10 protein-coding genes are annotated in these 13,995 nt (G+C 74.9%); 4 read left to right on the top strand and 6 right to left on the bottom strand.

The annotated features are described in order from the left end of the window. Positions 1-27: 27 nt before the first annotated feature. Together BJ961_RS29050 and BJ961_RS29045 are read right to left on the bottom strand one after the other, a co-directional pair. Complete coding sequence (locus BJ961_RS29050) at positions 28-1,698, bottom strand: VMAP-C domain-containing protein (RefSeq protein WP_271415754.1); 1,671 nt, start codon at positions 1,696-1,698, stop codon at positions 28-30. Next, positions 1,695-2,081 (bottom strand): CU044_2847 family protein, encoded by a 387-nt coding sequence (locus tag BJ961_RS29045; protein WP_271417199.1) that lies wholly within the window; start codon positions 2,079-2,081, stop codon positions 1,695-1,697. The genes BJ961_RS29050 and BJ961_RS29045 overlap by 4 nt, the downstream gene beginning before the upstream one ends. A 226-nt stretch (positions 2,082-2,307) precedes the next feature. Between BJ961_RS29045 and BJ961_RS29040 the strand changes: the two genes are divergently transcribed. Next, on the top strand, positions 2,308-5,979 hold the full coding sequence (locus BJ961_RS29040) for a S8 family serine peptidase (RefSeq protein ID WP_271415753.1): 3,672 nt from the start codon (positions 2,308-2,310) through the stop codon (positions 5,977-5,979). A 275-nt stretch (positions 5,980-6,254) separates the two neighbouring features. On the opposite strand, the gene BJ961_RS29035 is transcribed toward BJ961_RS29040, so the two are convergent. The 3 genes from BJ961_RS29035 to BJ961_RS29025 form a co-directional block, all read right to left on the bottom strand. Further along, complete coding sequence (locus tag BJ961_RS29035; RefSeq protein ID WP_271415752.1) at positions 6,255-7,631, bottom strand: carboxyl transferase domain-containing protein; 1,377 nt, start codon at positions 7,629-7,631, stop codon at positions 6,255-6,257. Next, the gene (locus tag BJ961_RS29030; RefSeq protein WP_271415751.1) at positions 7,624-9,081 is read right to left on the bottom strand and encodes an acyl-CoA synthetase; all 1,458 of its coding nucleotides are present in this window, start codon (positions 9,079-9,081) and stop codon (positions 7,624-7,626) included. Before BJ961_RS29030 ends, BJ961_RS29035 begins: the two co-directional genes overlap by 8 nt. A gap of 74 nt (positions 9,082-9,155) precedes the next feature. Next, the gene (locus BJ961_RS29025; RefSeq protein WP_271415750.1) at positions 9,156-10,592 is read right to left on the bottom strand and encodes an SLC13 family permease; all 1,437 of its coding nucleotides are present in this window, start codon (positions 10,590-10,592) and stop codon (positions 9,156-9,158) included. Between the two features lie 196 nt (positions 10,593-10,788). Between BJ961_RS29025 and BJ961_RS29020 the strand changes: the two genes are divergently transcribed. After that, entirely contained in the window at positions 10,789-11,496 is a 708-nt protein-coding gene (locus tag BJ961_RS29020; RefSeq protein WP_271415749.1) for a FadR/GntR family transcriptional regulator, read from the top strand. Between the two features lie 42 nt (positions 11,497-11,538). On the opposite strand, the gene BJ961_RS29015 is transcribed toward BJ961_RS29020, so the two are convergent. After that, a complete protein-coding gene (locus BJ961_RS29015) occupies positions 11,539-12,141 on the bottom strand; it encodes a hypothetical protein (protein WP_271415748.1) in 603 nt (200 codons plus the stop codon). A gap of 147 nt (positions 12,142-12,288) precedes the next feature. Here BJ961_RS29015 and BJ961_RS29010 point away from each other — a divergent pair, with 147 nt between their 5' ends. After that, positions 12,289-13,062 (top strand): IclR family transcriptional regulator, encoded by a 774-nt coding sequence (locus BJ961_RS29010; RefSeq protein ID WP_271415747.1) that lies wholly within the window; start codon positions 12,289-12,291, stop codon positions 13,060-13,062. Further along, positions 13,059-13,922 carry an SMP-30/gluconolactonase/LRE family protein gene (locus tag BJ961_RS29005; protein ID WP_271415746.1) on the top strand — a complete coding sequence of 288 codons (864 nt, stop codon included), beginning with the start codon at positions 13,059-13,061 and terminating at the stop codon, positions 13,920-13,922. Before BJ961_RS29010 ends, BJ961_RS29005 begins: the two co-directional genes overlap by 4 nt. Positions 13,923-13,995 lie beyond the last annotated feature (73 nt).

Genomic DNA, 13,995 nt, shown 5'->3' with positions numbered 1-13,995 from the left:
GGGCGGGGGCGTCCTCGTGGCCGCGGCTCATCCGACGGGGGAGTGGAGCAGGGCGGGGGGCTCGGTGAAGCAGCGGGGGTCGTCCCACAGGAGCTGGACGTCCCGCGCCCAGTGCCGCTCCGGGGTGTCGGACGCGTCCGCCGTCTCGCGCAGCTCCATGACCAGGCGGGGGAGTTCGGCCGGGGGCACGCCCGCCACGGACAGGGCCAGTTCGTCGAGGAACTCCGCGCCGGAGCACGGGCCGTCGGGGCCGTCGGGCCCGTCGTGTCCGTTGCCGTGGCAGCCGTGACGGGGCCACAGCAGGACGGGGACGGGGAGGTTGAGGCCGACCTCGAAGTACTCCGGTGCCGCCGTGGGCGCGGTGGCGAAACCGGCCAGCTCCGCGTCGTCCCGCAGCCGCTTGCGCAGCCCGGCCGGCCGCTCGCGGGTGCCGCAGTCGACGCGGTGCAGCGTGCCGCCCGGACTGGCGCCGAGCTTGCGCCACTTCTTCCGGAGCTGGTGGCGCAGGCGTCCGCTGCGGTGCCGGTACCGGTCGGTCACCACGAGCGGGTAGGCGCAGCCCAGCGGCGTGGAGTCGTCCTCCCCGCACGCCCAGTGCGCCACCGGCTCGTTCAGCCACTCGCGCGGGAGGACGAAGGTGAGCAGTTCGTCGGCGCCGGGGTCGAGCTGCGCGAACGCCTCGTCGATGCACTCCTGTACGTAGGCCCGCACGGCGCCGCGGGCCAGTCGGCGCGAGCCCACCGGGCGGCGCTGCCCGTCCCGGTAGGCGGACACCTCGACGGTGACCTGGTCGGCGCCGGCACCGCTGTGGTCGATCTCCACGACGATGGGCGACCAGGCCGCGGCGGGCGGCGGCGGCGCGTGCAGCCGCCGCTCCAGCCGGTCGGCGAACCGGGCCACGGCCGCCGGCTCCGGCACCTCCCACTGGACGTACGCGGCGACCTCCCGCAGGGAGGCGAACCCCCCTTCCGGGGGCGGCGGGTCGAACGCGTCCATGGCGGAGACGTACAGCCGGTTCGGGTCGCAGTCCAGGCCGGTCTCCTCGGCCCGCCGCACCAGCGCGTACAACCGTCTGCGGGCGTCGGCCCGATGGCCGGGCGTGGGCACCAGCTCGCCCAGCTCCGGCCAGTAGCGGGCCATGACCTCGACGGGCAGCATCCTGCCGACGCGCACGTCACGGGCGCCCGCGACCGCGGAGACCATCCCGACGACCGTGCCGTCGGCCAGCGTCAGCGCCGCGCCGCTGAACCCGGCCGCCAGCGGCTGCCCGTGCCCCGTGAGCGCCTCCAACTGCACCCACTCGTCCGAGATGAGCGGTCCGGGCAGGGCCCGGTAGGAGGCGAGCATGCCCTCGTCGTACCCCTTGGGGAAGCCGTAGGCGATCAGTTCGGGGGCGGGCGTGGTCCGTTCGGCGCCGGGCGGGGCGAAGGCGGCCGGGGCGAGCGGCACCTCGCGGTCCAGTTCCAGTACGGCCAGGTCGCCGGGGTCGGCGGGGCCGTCCCGCCAGCCGCCGTGCACGGCGACGGTGCCGGACAGCTCGCCCAGCTCCCGGCGGCCGGGGAAGGACACCGTCACCGGCGCACGGTCGGCCCATCGGACGACGTGGGCGCAGGTGAGCAACCGGCGGGCGGAGACCAGGAATCCGGCGCCGACCTCCTTGCCGCACTCCACGCGGGCGTGCCACGCGGCACCGCTCATGACAGCGGGGCGGCGTCCGGGGTCTCGGGACGCGTCGAAGCGGGCTCCGGCTCGGAGCGGGTCGGGGACGGCTCGGGCGACCAGCTCAGCTTCACGACCAGATGGCCCTCCGCCGAGCCCTTCGCGATCACGGCCCCGGCCTCCGCGCTCAGCTTCACCCCGAACTCCAGCTCCACCGAGTCGGGTCGCAGCGAGCCGTCCCTGAACACCCGCAGCGCGGAGGCGGCCGCCGCCCGCACCCCGTCCAGCGACTCCTCGAACGTGCGGGCCGCCCGGGCCGGTCCGTCGCCGCGCGAGACCAGCCGCGCGCCGTCCTCGTCCTCGACGCCTTCCACGACCACCCGTACGCCGTCCTCGGTCTTGAACTCGACCAATCCGTCCATGACGTCGCTCGCTCCCCGTGTGCCGTACGTGTCCGTGCGCAGCACCATTGTGACGGACGGTACTCGGCCGTGTCCCGCCCCATGCCGCCGGAGCGCCGGGCCACTGGCGGGAACCCGCCAGGGCGACTAACCGCCGCCTCCGCCCAACTCCCTTGTCCCACAGGGCCCCTGAGACTGCTCACAGCACTCGTCACAGCACTCTACGACGACACGAAGAGAGACGTGGATGAGCACAGGACCAGTCAGACGTGGGGCGGCCCTCCTGTCGGCGGGGCTCGTGATCGCGCTGCTGCCCGCCTGGACGGCGGCCGCGCGGGAACCGGCCCCGCACCCGGCGGACACCCCGGCGGCCTCCGTCCGCACGGCCACCGCGGCAGGCGCCGCCCGCACCGTCACCCTCGTCACCGGCGACCGGGTGACCGTCACCGACCTCGGCGGCGGCCGAAAGACCGTCACGGTCGACCGGCCCGAGGGCGCCACCGGGGCCGTGCGCACCAGCGGCTCCGGCGGCCGGACCACCGTCGTACCGGACGAGGCCGTGCCCTACCTGCGCGACGGCAGCCTCGACGAACGGCTCTTCGACGTCGGTGAGCTGCTGGACCAGGGACTCGCCGACACCGAGACCGGCGAACTGCCGCTGATCGTGACCTACGGCGGGAGCGCACGGGCCGCCACCCCGAGGGGGACCGAGCGGACCCGGGCGCTGCCCAGCGTGCGCGGAGCGGCCGTGGAGGCCGACAAGAGCCGTGAATTCTGGCGGGAATTCACCCGTGGCGGCGCCGGTGTCGACCGTGTGTGGCTCGACGGGCGGGTCACCGCGGACATGGCCGAGTCCAACGCCCAGATCGGCACGCCCGAGGCCTGGGAGGCGGGGCTGACCGGCAAGGGCGTCACCGTGGCCGTCCTGGACAGCGGCGTGGACGCCGGGCATCCCGACCTGGCGGGGCGGATCGCGCGGAGCCGGAGCTTCATTCCCGGCGAGGAGGTCGCCGACCGGCACGGTCACGGCACGCACGTCACCTCCACCGTGGGCGGCAGCGGCGCGGCCTCCGACGGCAAGGAGAAGGGCGTCGCCCCCGGTGCCACGCTCGCGGTCGGCAAGGTCCTGGACGACGAGGGCTTCGGCAGCGAGTCGGAGATCATCGCGGGCATGGAGTGGGCCGCCCGGGACGTGGACGCCGACATCGTGTCCATGAGCCTCGGCTCGACCGAACCCAGCGACGGCACCGACCCGATGGCCGAGGCCGTCAACACCCTGTCCCGCGAGACCGGCGCCCTGTTCGTGATCGCGGCCGGCAACACCGGCGCCCCGTCCTCCATCGGCTCGCCCGGCGCGGCCGACGCCGCCCTCACCGTGGGCGCGGTCGACTCCGCCGACCAGGCCGCCTGGTTCACCAGCGCCGGGCCCCGTTACCGGGACAACGCCCTCAAGCCCGACCTGTCGGCCCCGGGCGTCGGCATCCTCGCCGCCCGCTCCCGCCTCGCCGAGGGCAGCGGCGACTACACGTCCATGGACGGTACGTCGATGGCGACGCCGCACATCGCCGGGGTGGCCGCCCTGCTCGCCGAGGAGCACCCCGACTGGACGGGCGCCCGGCTCAAGGACGCGCTGATGTCCACGTCGATGGAGCTGGACGCCTCCGCCTACCAGCTGGGCGCGGGCCGGGTCAGCGTGCCGGACGCCGTCCACGCCGACGTCACCGCCACCGGCAGCGCCGACCTGGGCTTCTACTCCTGGCCGTACGACGGCAACGAACCGGTCACCAGGACCGTCACCTACACCAACTCCTCCGACACGGACGTCGAGCTGACCCTGTCCGTGCGGGGCGCTCCCGAGGGCGTCGCCACGCTCGCCGACACCTCCCTCACCGTGCCCGCGCACGGCACCGCCGCCACGACCCTCACCGGGGACGGGGCCAAGGCGCCGGTCGGCAGCACCAGCGGGCAGGTCGTGGCGGCCGACGCGAGCGGGACCACTCTCGCGCACACCGCGTTCGGCCTGGTCAAGGAGGACGAGCGGTACACGCTCACCGTGCACGTCAAGGACCGCTCCGGCGCCGCCGCCCCGGCCGACCTGACCGTCCAGCGGCTCACCGAGGGCGTCGACCCCTTCCCCGCGCACGTCGGTGACTCCGGCACCCTGGAGCTGCGGCTGGCGCCCGGGACGTACAGCCTGGCGTCCTTCCTCGACGTGCGCGGCAGCCACGGCGCCGACTCGCTCGGCCTCGGCTTCCTCGCCGCCCCGGAGGTCGTCCTCGACCGCGACCGCGAGATCACCCTGGACGGCCGCGAACTGCGCGAGATCAGCGCGGACGTCGGCCGGCGCACCGAGACCCGGCAGCTCCTCATGGAGTACGACCGCGAGGCGAACGGCTCCGACCTGTTCGGCGCCGTCCAGGTGCCCCTGACGTACGACAGCGTCTTCGCCGCACCGACGGAGAAGGTCACCGAGGGCGGCTTCGAGTACCGGACCGTGTGGCGGCTCGGCAAGCCGCTCCTCGACGTGAAGGGGATCGACGAGGCCGTCGTCCAGGCCGGCGGCACCCTGCTCGAGGGCCGCACCCGGCTGCCGCTGGTCGACGCGGGTGACGTCGGGGACGGGGCCCTCCCGGACGGCGTACGCGGCAAGGCGGTCCTCGCCCGGCTCACCGACGGGAGCGCACCGACGGCGCTCGCGCGGGCCGCGCAGGACGCGGGCGTCAAGGCGCTGTTCGTGACCGACGACACGCCAGGACGGCTGACGTCGTGGTGGGGCACGGACGACAACGCCGACCGGCCGCTGCAGATCGCCACGGTCGACGCGGCCGACGCCCGGCGACTGCGCGAGGCCGGGCGGGTCGACATGACCGGCACCCGCGACACGCCCTACGTGTACGACCTCTCCGAGGGGCACCCCGGCGCCGTGCCCGACCGGGACCTCACCTTCGAGCCCGGACACCGCGACCTCGCCGTGCTGCGCACCAGGTACCACGGCGACGCACCGGCGAGCGGCGGCGAGTTCCGGTACTCGATCACCGACACCTTCCCGATCGGCCTCGGCTTCCGCGAGCGGATCGGCTACCCCGTCGAGCGCACCGAGTACGTCTCCACCGGACCCGGCCAGCGGTGGCACGAGACCGTGACCAGCGCGGGTGACGCGCTGGAGGAGCGCGGCGGACTGGTCGAGTACCGGGGCGGCTCGCACACGGAGCTGAACTGGTTCAAGCCGGTGTGGCACCCCTACCTCGGCACCGGGCTCGGCTGGGGCCAGCAGCGTGCCGGGAACCGGCTCCAGTTCAACGCGCCCGGCTGGGGCGACTCCGGCCCCGACCACACCGGCTTCGGCGACGTGTGGAACGAGGACAGCGGCATGACGCAGACGACGTCGGTGTACCTGGACGGCGAACTGGTCGACCAGGGACCGAGTTCCGCCGCCTACGTCTCAAACGCGCCCGCCGACGAGCACACGTACCGGCTCGTCACCGACACCGCGCTCGACGCGGCGCGCTGGCCGTCGGCGACCGAGGGGCACGCGGAGTGGACCTTCCGCTCGGCGGCCACACCGCAGGACCGGTGGACCTACCTGCCGCTGATCAACCTCTCCTTCGACGTGGACACCGACCTCGCGGGGAAGGTGCGCGGGGGGAAGAAGCTGCGCGTCGGGCTCGGCGCGCGGTACGTGGCGGGCGCCCCGGACACCGGGACCCTCGGCGGCGGGAAGCTGGAGGCGTCCTACGACGACGGGAAGAGCTGGCACCAGGTCCGGCTGCGCGGCGGTGGCACCGGAGGGAAGGCGTCCTGGCAGGGGACGCTGAGCGTGCCGCGCGGCGCGGAGCACGTCTCACTGCGGGCGTCGGCGCGCGACGACCGGGGCGGCTCGGTCACCCAGGAGATCGTGCGGGCGGTGGCCGTGCGGTAGGCCCGCGACCGCTTCCGTGCGACGGCACGCGGACGGCGCCGCCTCCCTGGGACGGGGAGGCGGCGCCGCCTGGGTTCTCGGACCGTCAGACCAGCCAGCCGACGAAGTGGACGATGCCGGCGAGGATGTCGGTGAGAAGGTTCATGATCGTGCAGCTCCTTGCGCTGTTCATGTGCGGGACCCGCCGGGCCCCGCCGGGACTACTCGGGACATGTGCGTCAACTACGGTCTGCAGCCCGTCGCTTGCACACCGTAAGTATCGTTGGTCTCGGCAGTCACATACGCTCTTCAGAGCGACGATCACCTGTTCCAGGGAACAACTGCTCGTTTGTTCGGATCACGCCAAGTTCGGCCAAGTCCTGCGGACGCAGCCGCAGTTGGTCGGCCGTCTCCTCCACCTCCGTCGGCGGGCGCTTCAGGATCGCCGCCGCCGACTCGGGTGCGATGACGGAGAAGTAGCTGTCCGGGGTGGCCCAGGTGCGGCCCGGTGCGGCCAGCGCCAGCGCCCCGCCCGAGCCGCCCTCGCCGATCACCAGCGTGGTGACCGGCGTGCGCGCCGAGGCCACGGCCCCGAACAGGTCGGCGATCGCCGGGCCCACCCCCTCCCGCTCCGCCGCCGCGTCGTTGGCCGCGCCCGGCGTGTCCACCAGGGTCAGCACCGGGATGCCGAGCCGGTCCGCGAGACCGATCAGCCGGGTCGCGGTGCGGTACCCGGCGGGCCGGGTCGCCGTCCCGGTCTGGGCGGCGTACGCGACGGCCCGCCCCGCGTGCGTGCCGAAGCCGCACAGCATGCCCTCCGGGTCGGTGCCGCCGCAGCGGTCGCCGGACAGGGCGACGCGGTCGGTGAAGTAGGCGTCCAGGTACGCCCCCGCGCGCGGACGTCCGGCGGCGCGGGCCCGCCGGACCGCGTCCCAGCCGCCGGCCGGCAGGTCCCGCGCGCCCAGCGGCTCCGGCACCGGCGCCGGACCGCCGGACGGCGCCGTCAGCAGCCGCAGCCAGCGCCCCAGCGTCGCGCGCAGCTCCCCGGCCGGTACGACGGCGTCCGCGCTGCCCGCCGCCACCTGCGCCTCGGCCGTGTACGCGGCGGGGTCGGCGTCCGGCGGCCGGACCCGGGAGCCGGCGAAGCCGACCTGGGCGCCGGGCAGGGCGAGGACCACGTCGGCGCCCGCGCCCAGCGTCGCCCAGCCGCCCCCGGTCGCCGGGTCCCGCACCACCGCGATCTGCGCCAGCCCGGCCTGCCGGGTGAGCGCCGACTGCCGCGCCACCCGCTGGAGCTGGGTCAGTGCGAGCATCCCCTCCTGCATCCGGCTGCCCCCCGTCGCGACCAACGGCACCACGGGCAGCCGCTGTTCGCGCGCGTGCGCGTAGGCCGCCTCCAGCCGGTCGCCGGTGCGGCGGCCCAGCGAGCCGCCGAGGAACCCGAACTCGAAGGAGACGAGCACGGCCCGGACGCCCTCGACCAGACCGGTGCCGCAGACGACGGACTCCTCCTCACCCGTGCGTTCGGCGGCGCGGGCCCGCAGGGCGTCGTAGCCGGGCCAGCCGAGGGGGCCGTCGGGCCGCCACGCGCCGTCCGGGTGGGGGAGTTCGGCGAAGGAGGCGTCGTCCGTGACCAGGGCGAGGAACTCCCGGGCGCTCAGTCGCTCAGCCACGGTCCAGCGCCCGCTTCATGATCTTCCCCATGTCGTTGCGGGGCAGCGCCTCCAGGTACCGGACGACGCGGGGCCGCTTGTGCGGGGCGAGCCGGCCCGCGACATGGCCGGCCAGCGTGTCCAGGGCGGGCGGCGCGGCGGGGTCGGCCGGCACGATCCACGCCACGATCCGCTCCCCGAGGTCCGGGTCGGGCTCCCCGGTGACCGCGGCCTCCCGCACCCCCGGGTGTTCGAGCAGGGCGTTCTCGATCTCACCCGCCCCGATCTTGTACCCGCCGCTCTTGATCAGGTCGGTGGCCTTGCGGCCGACGATGCGGACATAGCCGTCGGGGTCGCGCACCGCCATGTCGCCGGTGCGGAAGAAGCCGTCCTCGGTGAAGGCGGCGGCCGTGGCGTCGGGACGGTTCAGGTACTCGGTGAACAGGTTCGGGCCGCGCACCTGGATCTCGCCGACGCTCTCCCCGTCCAGCGCCGCGATCGGCGTACCGTCCTCCTCCACCAGCCGCAGCTCCACGCCGGGCAGCGGCACGCCCACCGCCCCGGCACGCGGCTCGCCGTCGGCGCGCACGCTGGTGTTCATCAGCGTCTCCGTCATGCCGTACCGCTCGATCACCCGGCGGCCGGTGGCGGCGGCGATGCGCTCGTGGTCGTGCACCGGCAGCGCGGCCGACCCCGACACCAGCAGCCGCGCCCCGGCGAGGGCCTTCGCCAGCTCCGGGTCGCCGGGGAGCGTCTCGGCGATCCGGTGGTACATCGTGGGCACGCCGAACAGCATGGTCGCGCCGTCGTTCAGCTCCCGCGCCGCGCCCTCGGTGGAGAACCGGCCCAGGTGCCGCACGGACCCGCCCCGGCGCAGCGGACCGAGGATGCCGAGGACCAGCCCGTGCACGTGGAACAGCGGCAGCCCCTGCACCAGGACGTCGTCGCCGGTCCACTGCCACGCGTCCGCCAGCGCGTCCAGGGTCGTCGCGAGCGCGCGCCGGGGGATGACGGCGCCCTTGGGCGGTCCGGTGGTGCCGGAGGTGTAGACGACGAGCGCGGGGTCGCCGTCCCCGGCACGGTCCTCGGGGACGGCGCCGCGGGCGCGCACGTCGACGTCGACGCGCTCCAGGGCGCCCAGGGCGGGCGGGAGTTCGGCGCCCGGGGGCGCCAGGACGAGGGAGGGCGCGCTGTCGGAGAGGATGTGCGCGAGTTCCTTGTCGCCGGACTTCGGGTTGAGGGGCACGGCCGCGACTCCGGCCAGCAGCGTCGCCACGACGCCCACCGCCGTCTCCATCGCCGGGGTCGCCCAGACGGCGACGCGTCCGGCGCCGCCGATCCTCCCGGCCGTGGCGCCCGCCGCGGCGGCGAGTTCCGCGTACGTCAGGGAGCGCTCGCCGAACCGCAGCGCGGGCCGGTCGGCCGGAGCGCCGACAGGGGCCGGGGAGAGGGCCGGGAAGAGAGAGGACACGCGTCGTACTCCTTAGCTGTTGCCCGAGAGCTGTCGCTCAAGGCTGCCGGATCCTGCCGGATTTCCACTGGCGTCTACCCGAAGCCGGGCACCACCAGGACGAGCCAGGCCAGCGCGGGCACGGCCGCCACCACGATCCCTCCGTACACCATCAGCTGCCGGAAGAAGCGGTCGCGGTCCACGTCCGGCGCCGCCGCCAGCACCAGCGCGCCGTTGGTCGAGAACGGGCTGACGTCCACCACCGTCGCCGACACCGCGAGCGCCGCCACCATGCCGACCGCCCCGATCTCGCCCTGCGCGAGGAACGGCACCGCCAGCGGGATCAGCGCGCCCATGATGCCCACGGAGGACGCGAAGGCCGACACGATCGCGCCGATGTAGCAGAGCAGTACGGCGGCCAGCAGCGGGACGCCGATGCCGCCGACGCCCTCACCGGCCCAGGTGATGGTGCCCATCTCCTCCAGTACGCCGACGTAGGTGAGGACGCCGCAGATCAGCAGCACCGTGGACCAGGCGATCTCGCCGACGGCGCGGCGGCTGTCGTCGGGCCAGGCGGTGCTCAGCACGACGGCGAGGCTGACCGCGGTCAGACCGGCGTCCAGGTCGAAGCCGAGGACGGCCACCACCAGGGCGACCAGGGCGGCGAGGGTGGCGATGCGGGCGGGGGTGAGGCGGACGCCGGTGCCGTCGGCGTCGCCGGTCTCCCGGTCGGGACGGACGGCCACCGCGGTGGGCGCGGTGCCGCCGCCGGCGGGGGTTGTGCTGGGGCCGGTGCCGGTGCCGTCCTTGCCCGTGCCGTCCTTGCCGGTGCCCGTCCCGCTGCCCCGCTCACTGCTGCTGCCGCCGCCGCTCGGCTCCGCGCCCTCGCCGAGGCCGCCGCCCGCCTCCGGCGTCACCGCCCCGCGCGCCCACAGCTTCCGCCCGCCGAGCACCGCGAACAGCACGGCCGCGATGAGCAGGTTGGCGACCAGCGAGGCGAGGAACAGGCCGACCTCGCTGCCGGGGAGCTTCTCGCGCTCCACGATGCCGTTGACGATCGAGCCGTAGATGCTGATCGGCGAGAACCCGCCGGCCTGCGCGCCGTGCACCACCATGGTGCCCATCAGCAGCGGGCTGATCGAGTACCGGGTGGCGAAGCTCAGGGCCACCGGCGCGACGATCGCCACCGCGGCCGGGCTGACCGCGCCGATCGCCGTGAGCGCGCCGGTGAGCGCGAACATCACCCACGGGATCAGCGCGACCCGGCCCCTCACCAGCCGGACGGCCGCGTGCACCAGCCAGTCGGTGGTGCCGTTGGCCCGCGCGATCGCGAACAGGTAGGTGACGCCGACGAGGACGACGAACAGGTCGCCGGGGAACCCGGCGAAGATGCCGTCCGCGTCGAGGTCGGCGACGAGCGTGCCCACCCCGAACGCGGCGGCGAAGGCGAGCGCGCCCATGTTGACGGAGCGGGTCGTGGCGATGACGAACACCACGACGAGGACGAGGATCGAGATGAGTTCGGGGGACATGCGGGGGCTCCCGAGTGCTGACCTGACTGCCGATAGGAGTGGCTGAGTGGCTGAGCCACTTGGATGGTGCGGTTGGCAGGTCAGCGTGGGCCCGGCCCGGTCCGGCGTCAAGGGGTCGCGCAACAATTGGCTCAGCCACTCGTCCATCGGCCCGCCGTCGGCCCGGTGTTACGCTCCCGTCGAGAGGGGGGACCTCATGACCGACGCCCTGCGCCCCATGACCAGGCAGCGCCTGTACGAACAGGTGCTGGAGCGGCTGCGTCAGTACGTCACCGACGGCGGCCTGCGGGCCGGCGACCGGCTTCCGCCCGAACGGGACCTCGCCCAGCGCCTCGGCGTCAGCCGTGCCTCGGTCAAGCAGGCGATCGTGGTCCTGGAGGTGCAGGGCCTGGTGGAGGCGCGGCACGGCGGCGGGACCTATCTGGTCCGCGACAGCCTGGACGTCGAGCCGGTCGAGAAGATGGTCGAACGCCGCCGGCGCCTCCCGGACGTCCTGGAGGCCCGCGAGGCCCTGGAGACGAAACTCGCCGAACTGGCCGCCGAGCGCCGCACGGACGACGACCTCACCGCGATGCGGTCCGCGCTGGACGTGATGGCCGAGGAGATCGACCGGGACGGGCACGGCGTCGAGGGCGACCGGCTGTTCCACGCCGCGGTGACGGCGGCGGCGCACAGCAGCCTGCTCGCCGAGTTCATGCGCTCCATCGCCCACCAGATCGCCGAGAGCCGCACCGAGTCGCTGCGCCAGCCAGGCCGCCCCGGCCGCTCCCTGGCCCAGCACCGGGCGATCCTGGACGCCGTCGCCGCCCGGGAGCCCCGGCAGGCCGCCGCCGCGATGCGCCGCCACGTCCGTACGGTCGCCAAGGTCCGCCTGCTGGACTGGGACCCGGAGGACGAACGCTGACCGCCCGCCCCCGCCGGACGGCCCACCCCCGCGGGGCCCGCGTCAGCCGCCGACCGCCGTGCGCTGCAACAGCCCCCAGGTGAACTCCGCGACCACCTCGTGCCGTACGCCGTCGCGGTCCGGGGCGGTGAAGGCCAGCCCCCAGCGGGTCGGGGCCGAGCCCTGGAGCGGCCGGGCGGGGGCGAAGGCGCGGGCCGCCTCGTCGACCGTGCACGACCAGGGCGTGAGGTCGTCCAGCGTGCGCAGCTCCGGACCCCGCGCGCCGGGCGCGCGCACCAGCCACTCGTTCCAGACCACGCCCCTGTCGGCGACGAGCACCTCGAACCGCAGGTCGGGCCAGAGCGGCAGCGCCCACTGCCGGGCCTCGCACTCCAGGTCGCCGATCCGGCGGGGCGCCACCGACTCCGGTTCACCGAGGACCGAGCGGTACCGGGAGGCGGCCGAGCGGGAGCGGGGGGAGCGGAGCATCGCCTGCCAGCGCCTGTTGGCCTCGCGCATGTCCGCGACCGAGGCGCCCAGCGCCCGGCGGGCGTCCTCCACGGGGCCCGGGTTGTGGTCGGCCATGCGGCGCAGCAGGACCAACTGGAGGTCGCGCGGGGTGAACGGCCCCGCGGGCCGGTTTCCGGTGGGCATGGGCACCATCATCGTGGACCACGGCGGATCACGCGGGCCGCGGGGAGCGGAGCGGCGCCCCGCCCGCCCATTGCCCAGGCAAACGCGATGTGAGTAGCCTGTGTTCGCGATTCCGATCGACTGTTGAAATTTCGAACACACCTAGGGAGGGGGCTGGACATGGGACGTCTCGTGCCGGCCGTGACCCGGGCTCTCGACATACTGGAGCTCTTCCTCGACGGGGACGGCACGCTCTCCGCCCCCGACATCGTGCGCCGGCTCCAGTTGCCGCGCACCACCGTCCACGAGCTGGTCACCACGCTCGCCGCCCGCAAGTACATCGTCCCCGTCGCCGGGCAGCCCGGACGGTACCGGCTCGGCGTGCGCCCGTACCAGCTCGGGGCGCGCTACGCCGAGCACCTCGACCTCGCCGCCGAGGGCCAGCAGGTCGCCCGCACCGTCGCCGAGACCTGCGACGAGACGGTGCACGTGGCGATCCTGGAGGACACGGACGTCATCTACATCGCCAAGGTCGACTCCACGCACGCGGTGCGCATGGTGTCCGCGGCCGGACGCCGACTGCCCGCGCACTGCACGTCCGTCGGCAAGATGCTGCTCGCCTCCCTCCCCGGGCCGGAGGTCGCCGCGCGCTTCCCCGACGGCGCCGAGCTGACCGCGATGACGCCGAACAGCATCACCGACCCCGCCGCCCTGCGCGAGGCGCTGGCCGCGATCCGTGAACGCGGCACCGCGGTCGAGAGCCGCGAGTCCAACCCCGACGTCTCCTGCGTGGCCGCCCCGGTCCGCGACCGCACCGGCCGTGTCGTCGCCGCGCTGTCGATCTCGGTGCCTATGATCCGCTGGAGCGAGGAACGCCGCGCCGAACTGGAGCAACTGGCCGTCAAGGGCGCCGCCGACCTCTCCGAGCGGCTCGGCCACAGGAGCGCGGCATGACGACGACCGGCACGGCCTTCGAGGTGGCCGTCCACCACGAGGCGACCCTCGGCGAGGGGCCCACCTGGGACCCGGCGACGGAACGCCTCCTGTGGCTGGACATCCTGAACTCCCGCGTCCACACCTACGACCCGGCGACCGGCCGGCGCACCCTGCGCCGCACCGACCAGCACGTCGGCGCCGTCAAGCCCCGCGCAGGCGGCGGCCTCGTCCTCAACCTGCGGGACGGGATCGGCCTGCTCGACGCCGACGACACCTTCCGCTGGCTGCACCGGGAGCCCGTCCCCGGCCGCCGCGGCAACGACGCCGCCGTCGCCCCCGACGGCAGCCTCTGGGCCGGCACCATGCGCTACGACGAGGCGCCGGGCGGAGGCACGCTCACCCGCTTCACCGGCGACGGCACGGCCGACACGGTCCTCGACGACGTGACGGTGAGCAACGGCAACGGCTGGAGCCCGGACGGCCGGCTGATGTACTACGTCGACACCCCGACCCGCCGCATCGACGTCTTCGACGTCGCCGCCGGGGACGGCCGGGTCACCGGGCGCCGCCCCCTGGCCGTCGTCGAGGAGGGCGCGGGCTTCCCCGACGGCCTGTGCGTGGACGCCGACGGCTGTGTGTGGGTCGCCCTGTGGGACGGCGGAGCGGTACGCCGCTACACCCCGTCCGGCGCCCTGGACCGGGTGATCGCCCTGCCCGTCCCCCGGGTCACGGCCTGCGCCTTCGGCGGCCCGGACCTCACCGACCTGTACATCACCACGGCCCGGGTCGGCCTGGCGGCCCCGCACCCGCTCGCGGGCTCGCTGCTGGTGGTACCGGACGCCGGTCGAGGGCTGGCGCAGCCGGCGTTCGCGGGCTGAACGCCGCCGCGGCCAACCAGGCACCGAGTCCACCGGGCACCGAGCCCGCCGGGACCGGCCCCGTGCCGCGCGC

The organism is Streptomyces lienomycini, from assembly GCF_027947595.1.
In the GTDB taxonomy this organism is placed as follows: Bacteria; Actinomycetota; Actinomycetes; order Streptomycetales; family Streptomycetaceae; genus Streptomyces; species Streptomyces lienomycini.
The sequence above is the reverse complement of the archived record's forward strand: the minus strand, read 5'-3'. Positions and strand labels throughout refer to the sequence as shown.

Bases quoted from the DNA above. Each gene is read 5' to 3' on its own strand.
- BJ961_RS29050 (WP_271415754.1), bottom strand. From the start codon at position 1,698: ATGAGCGGTGCCGCGTGGCACGCCCGCGTGGAGTGCGGCAAGGAGGTC.
- BJ961_RS29045 (WP_271417199.1), bottom strand. From the start codon at position 2,081: ATGGACGGATTGGTCGAGTTCAAGACCGAGGACGGCGTACGGGTGGTC.
- BJ961_RS29040 (WP_271415753.1), top strand. From the start codon at position 2,308: ATGAGCACAGGACCAGTCAGACGTGGGGCGGCCCTCCTGTCGGCGGGG.
- BJ961_RS29025 (WP_271415750.1), bottom strand. From the start codon at position 10,592: ATGTCCCCCGAACTCATCTCGATCCTCGTCCTCGTCGTGGTGTTCGTC.
- BJ961_RS29020 (WP_271415749.1), top strand. From the start codon at position 10,789: ATGACCGACGCCCTGCGCCCCATGACCAGGCAGCGCCTGTACGAACAG.
- BJ961_RS29015 (WP_271415748.1), bottom strand. From the start codon at position 12,141: ATGATGGTGCCCATGCCCACCGGAAACCGGCCCGCGGGGCCGTTCACC.
- BJ961_RS29010 (WP_271415747.1), top strand. From the start codon at position 12,289: ATGGGACGTCTCGTGCCGGCCGTGACCCGGGCTCTCGACATACTGGAG.
- BJ961_RS29005 (WP_271415746.1), top strand. From the start codon at position 13,059: ATGACGACGACCGGCACGGCCTTCGAGGTGGCCGTCCACCACGAGGCG.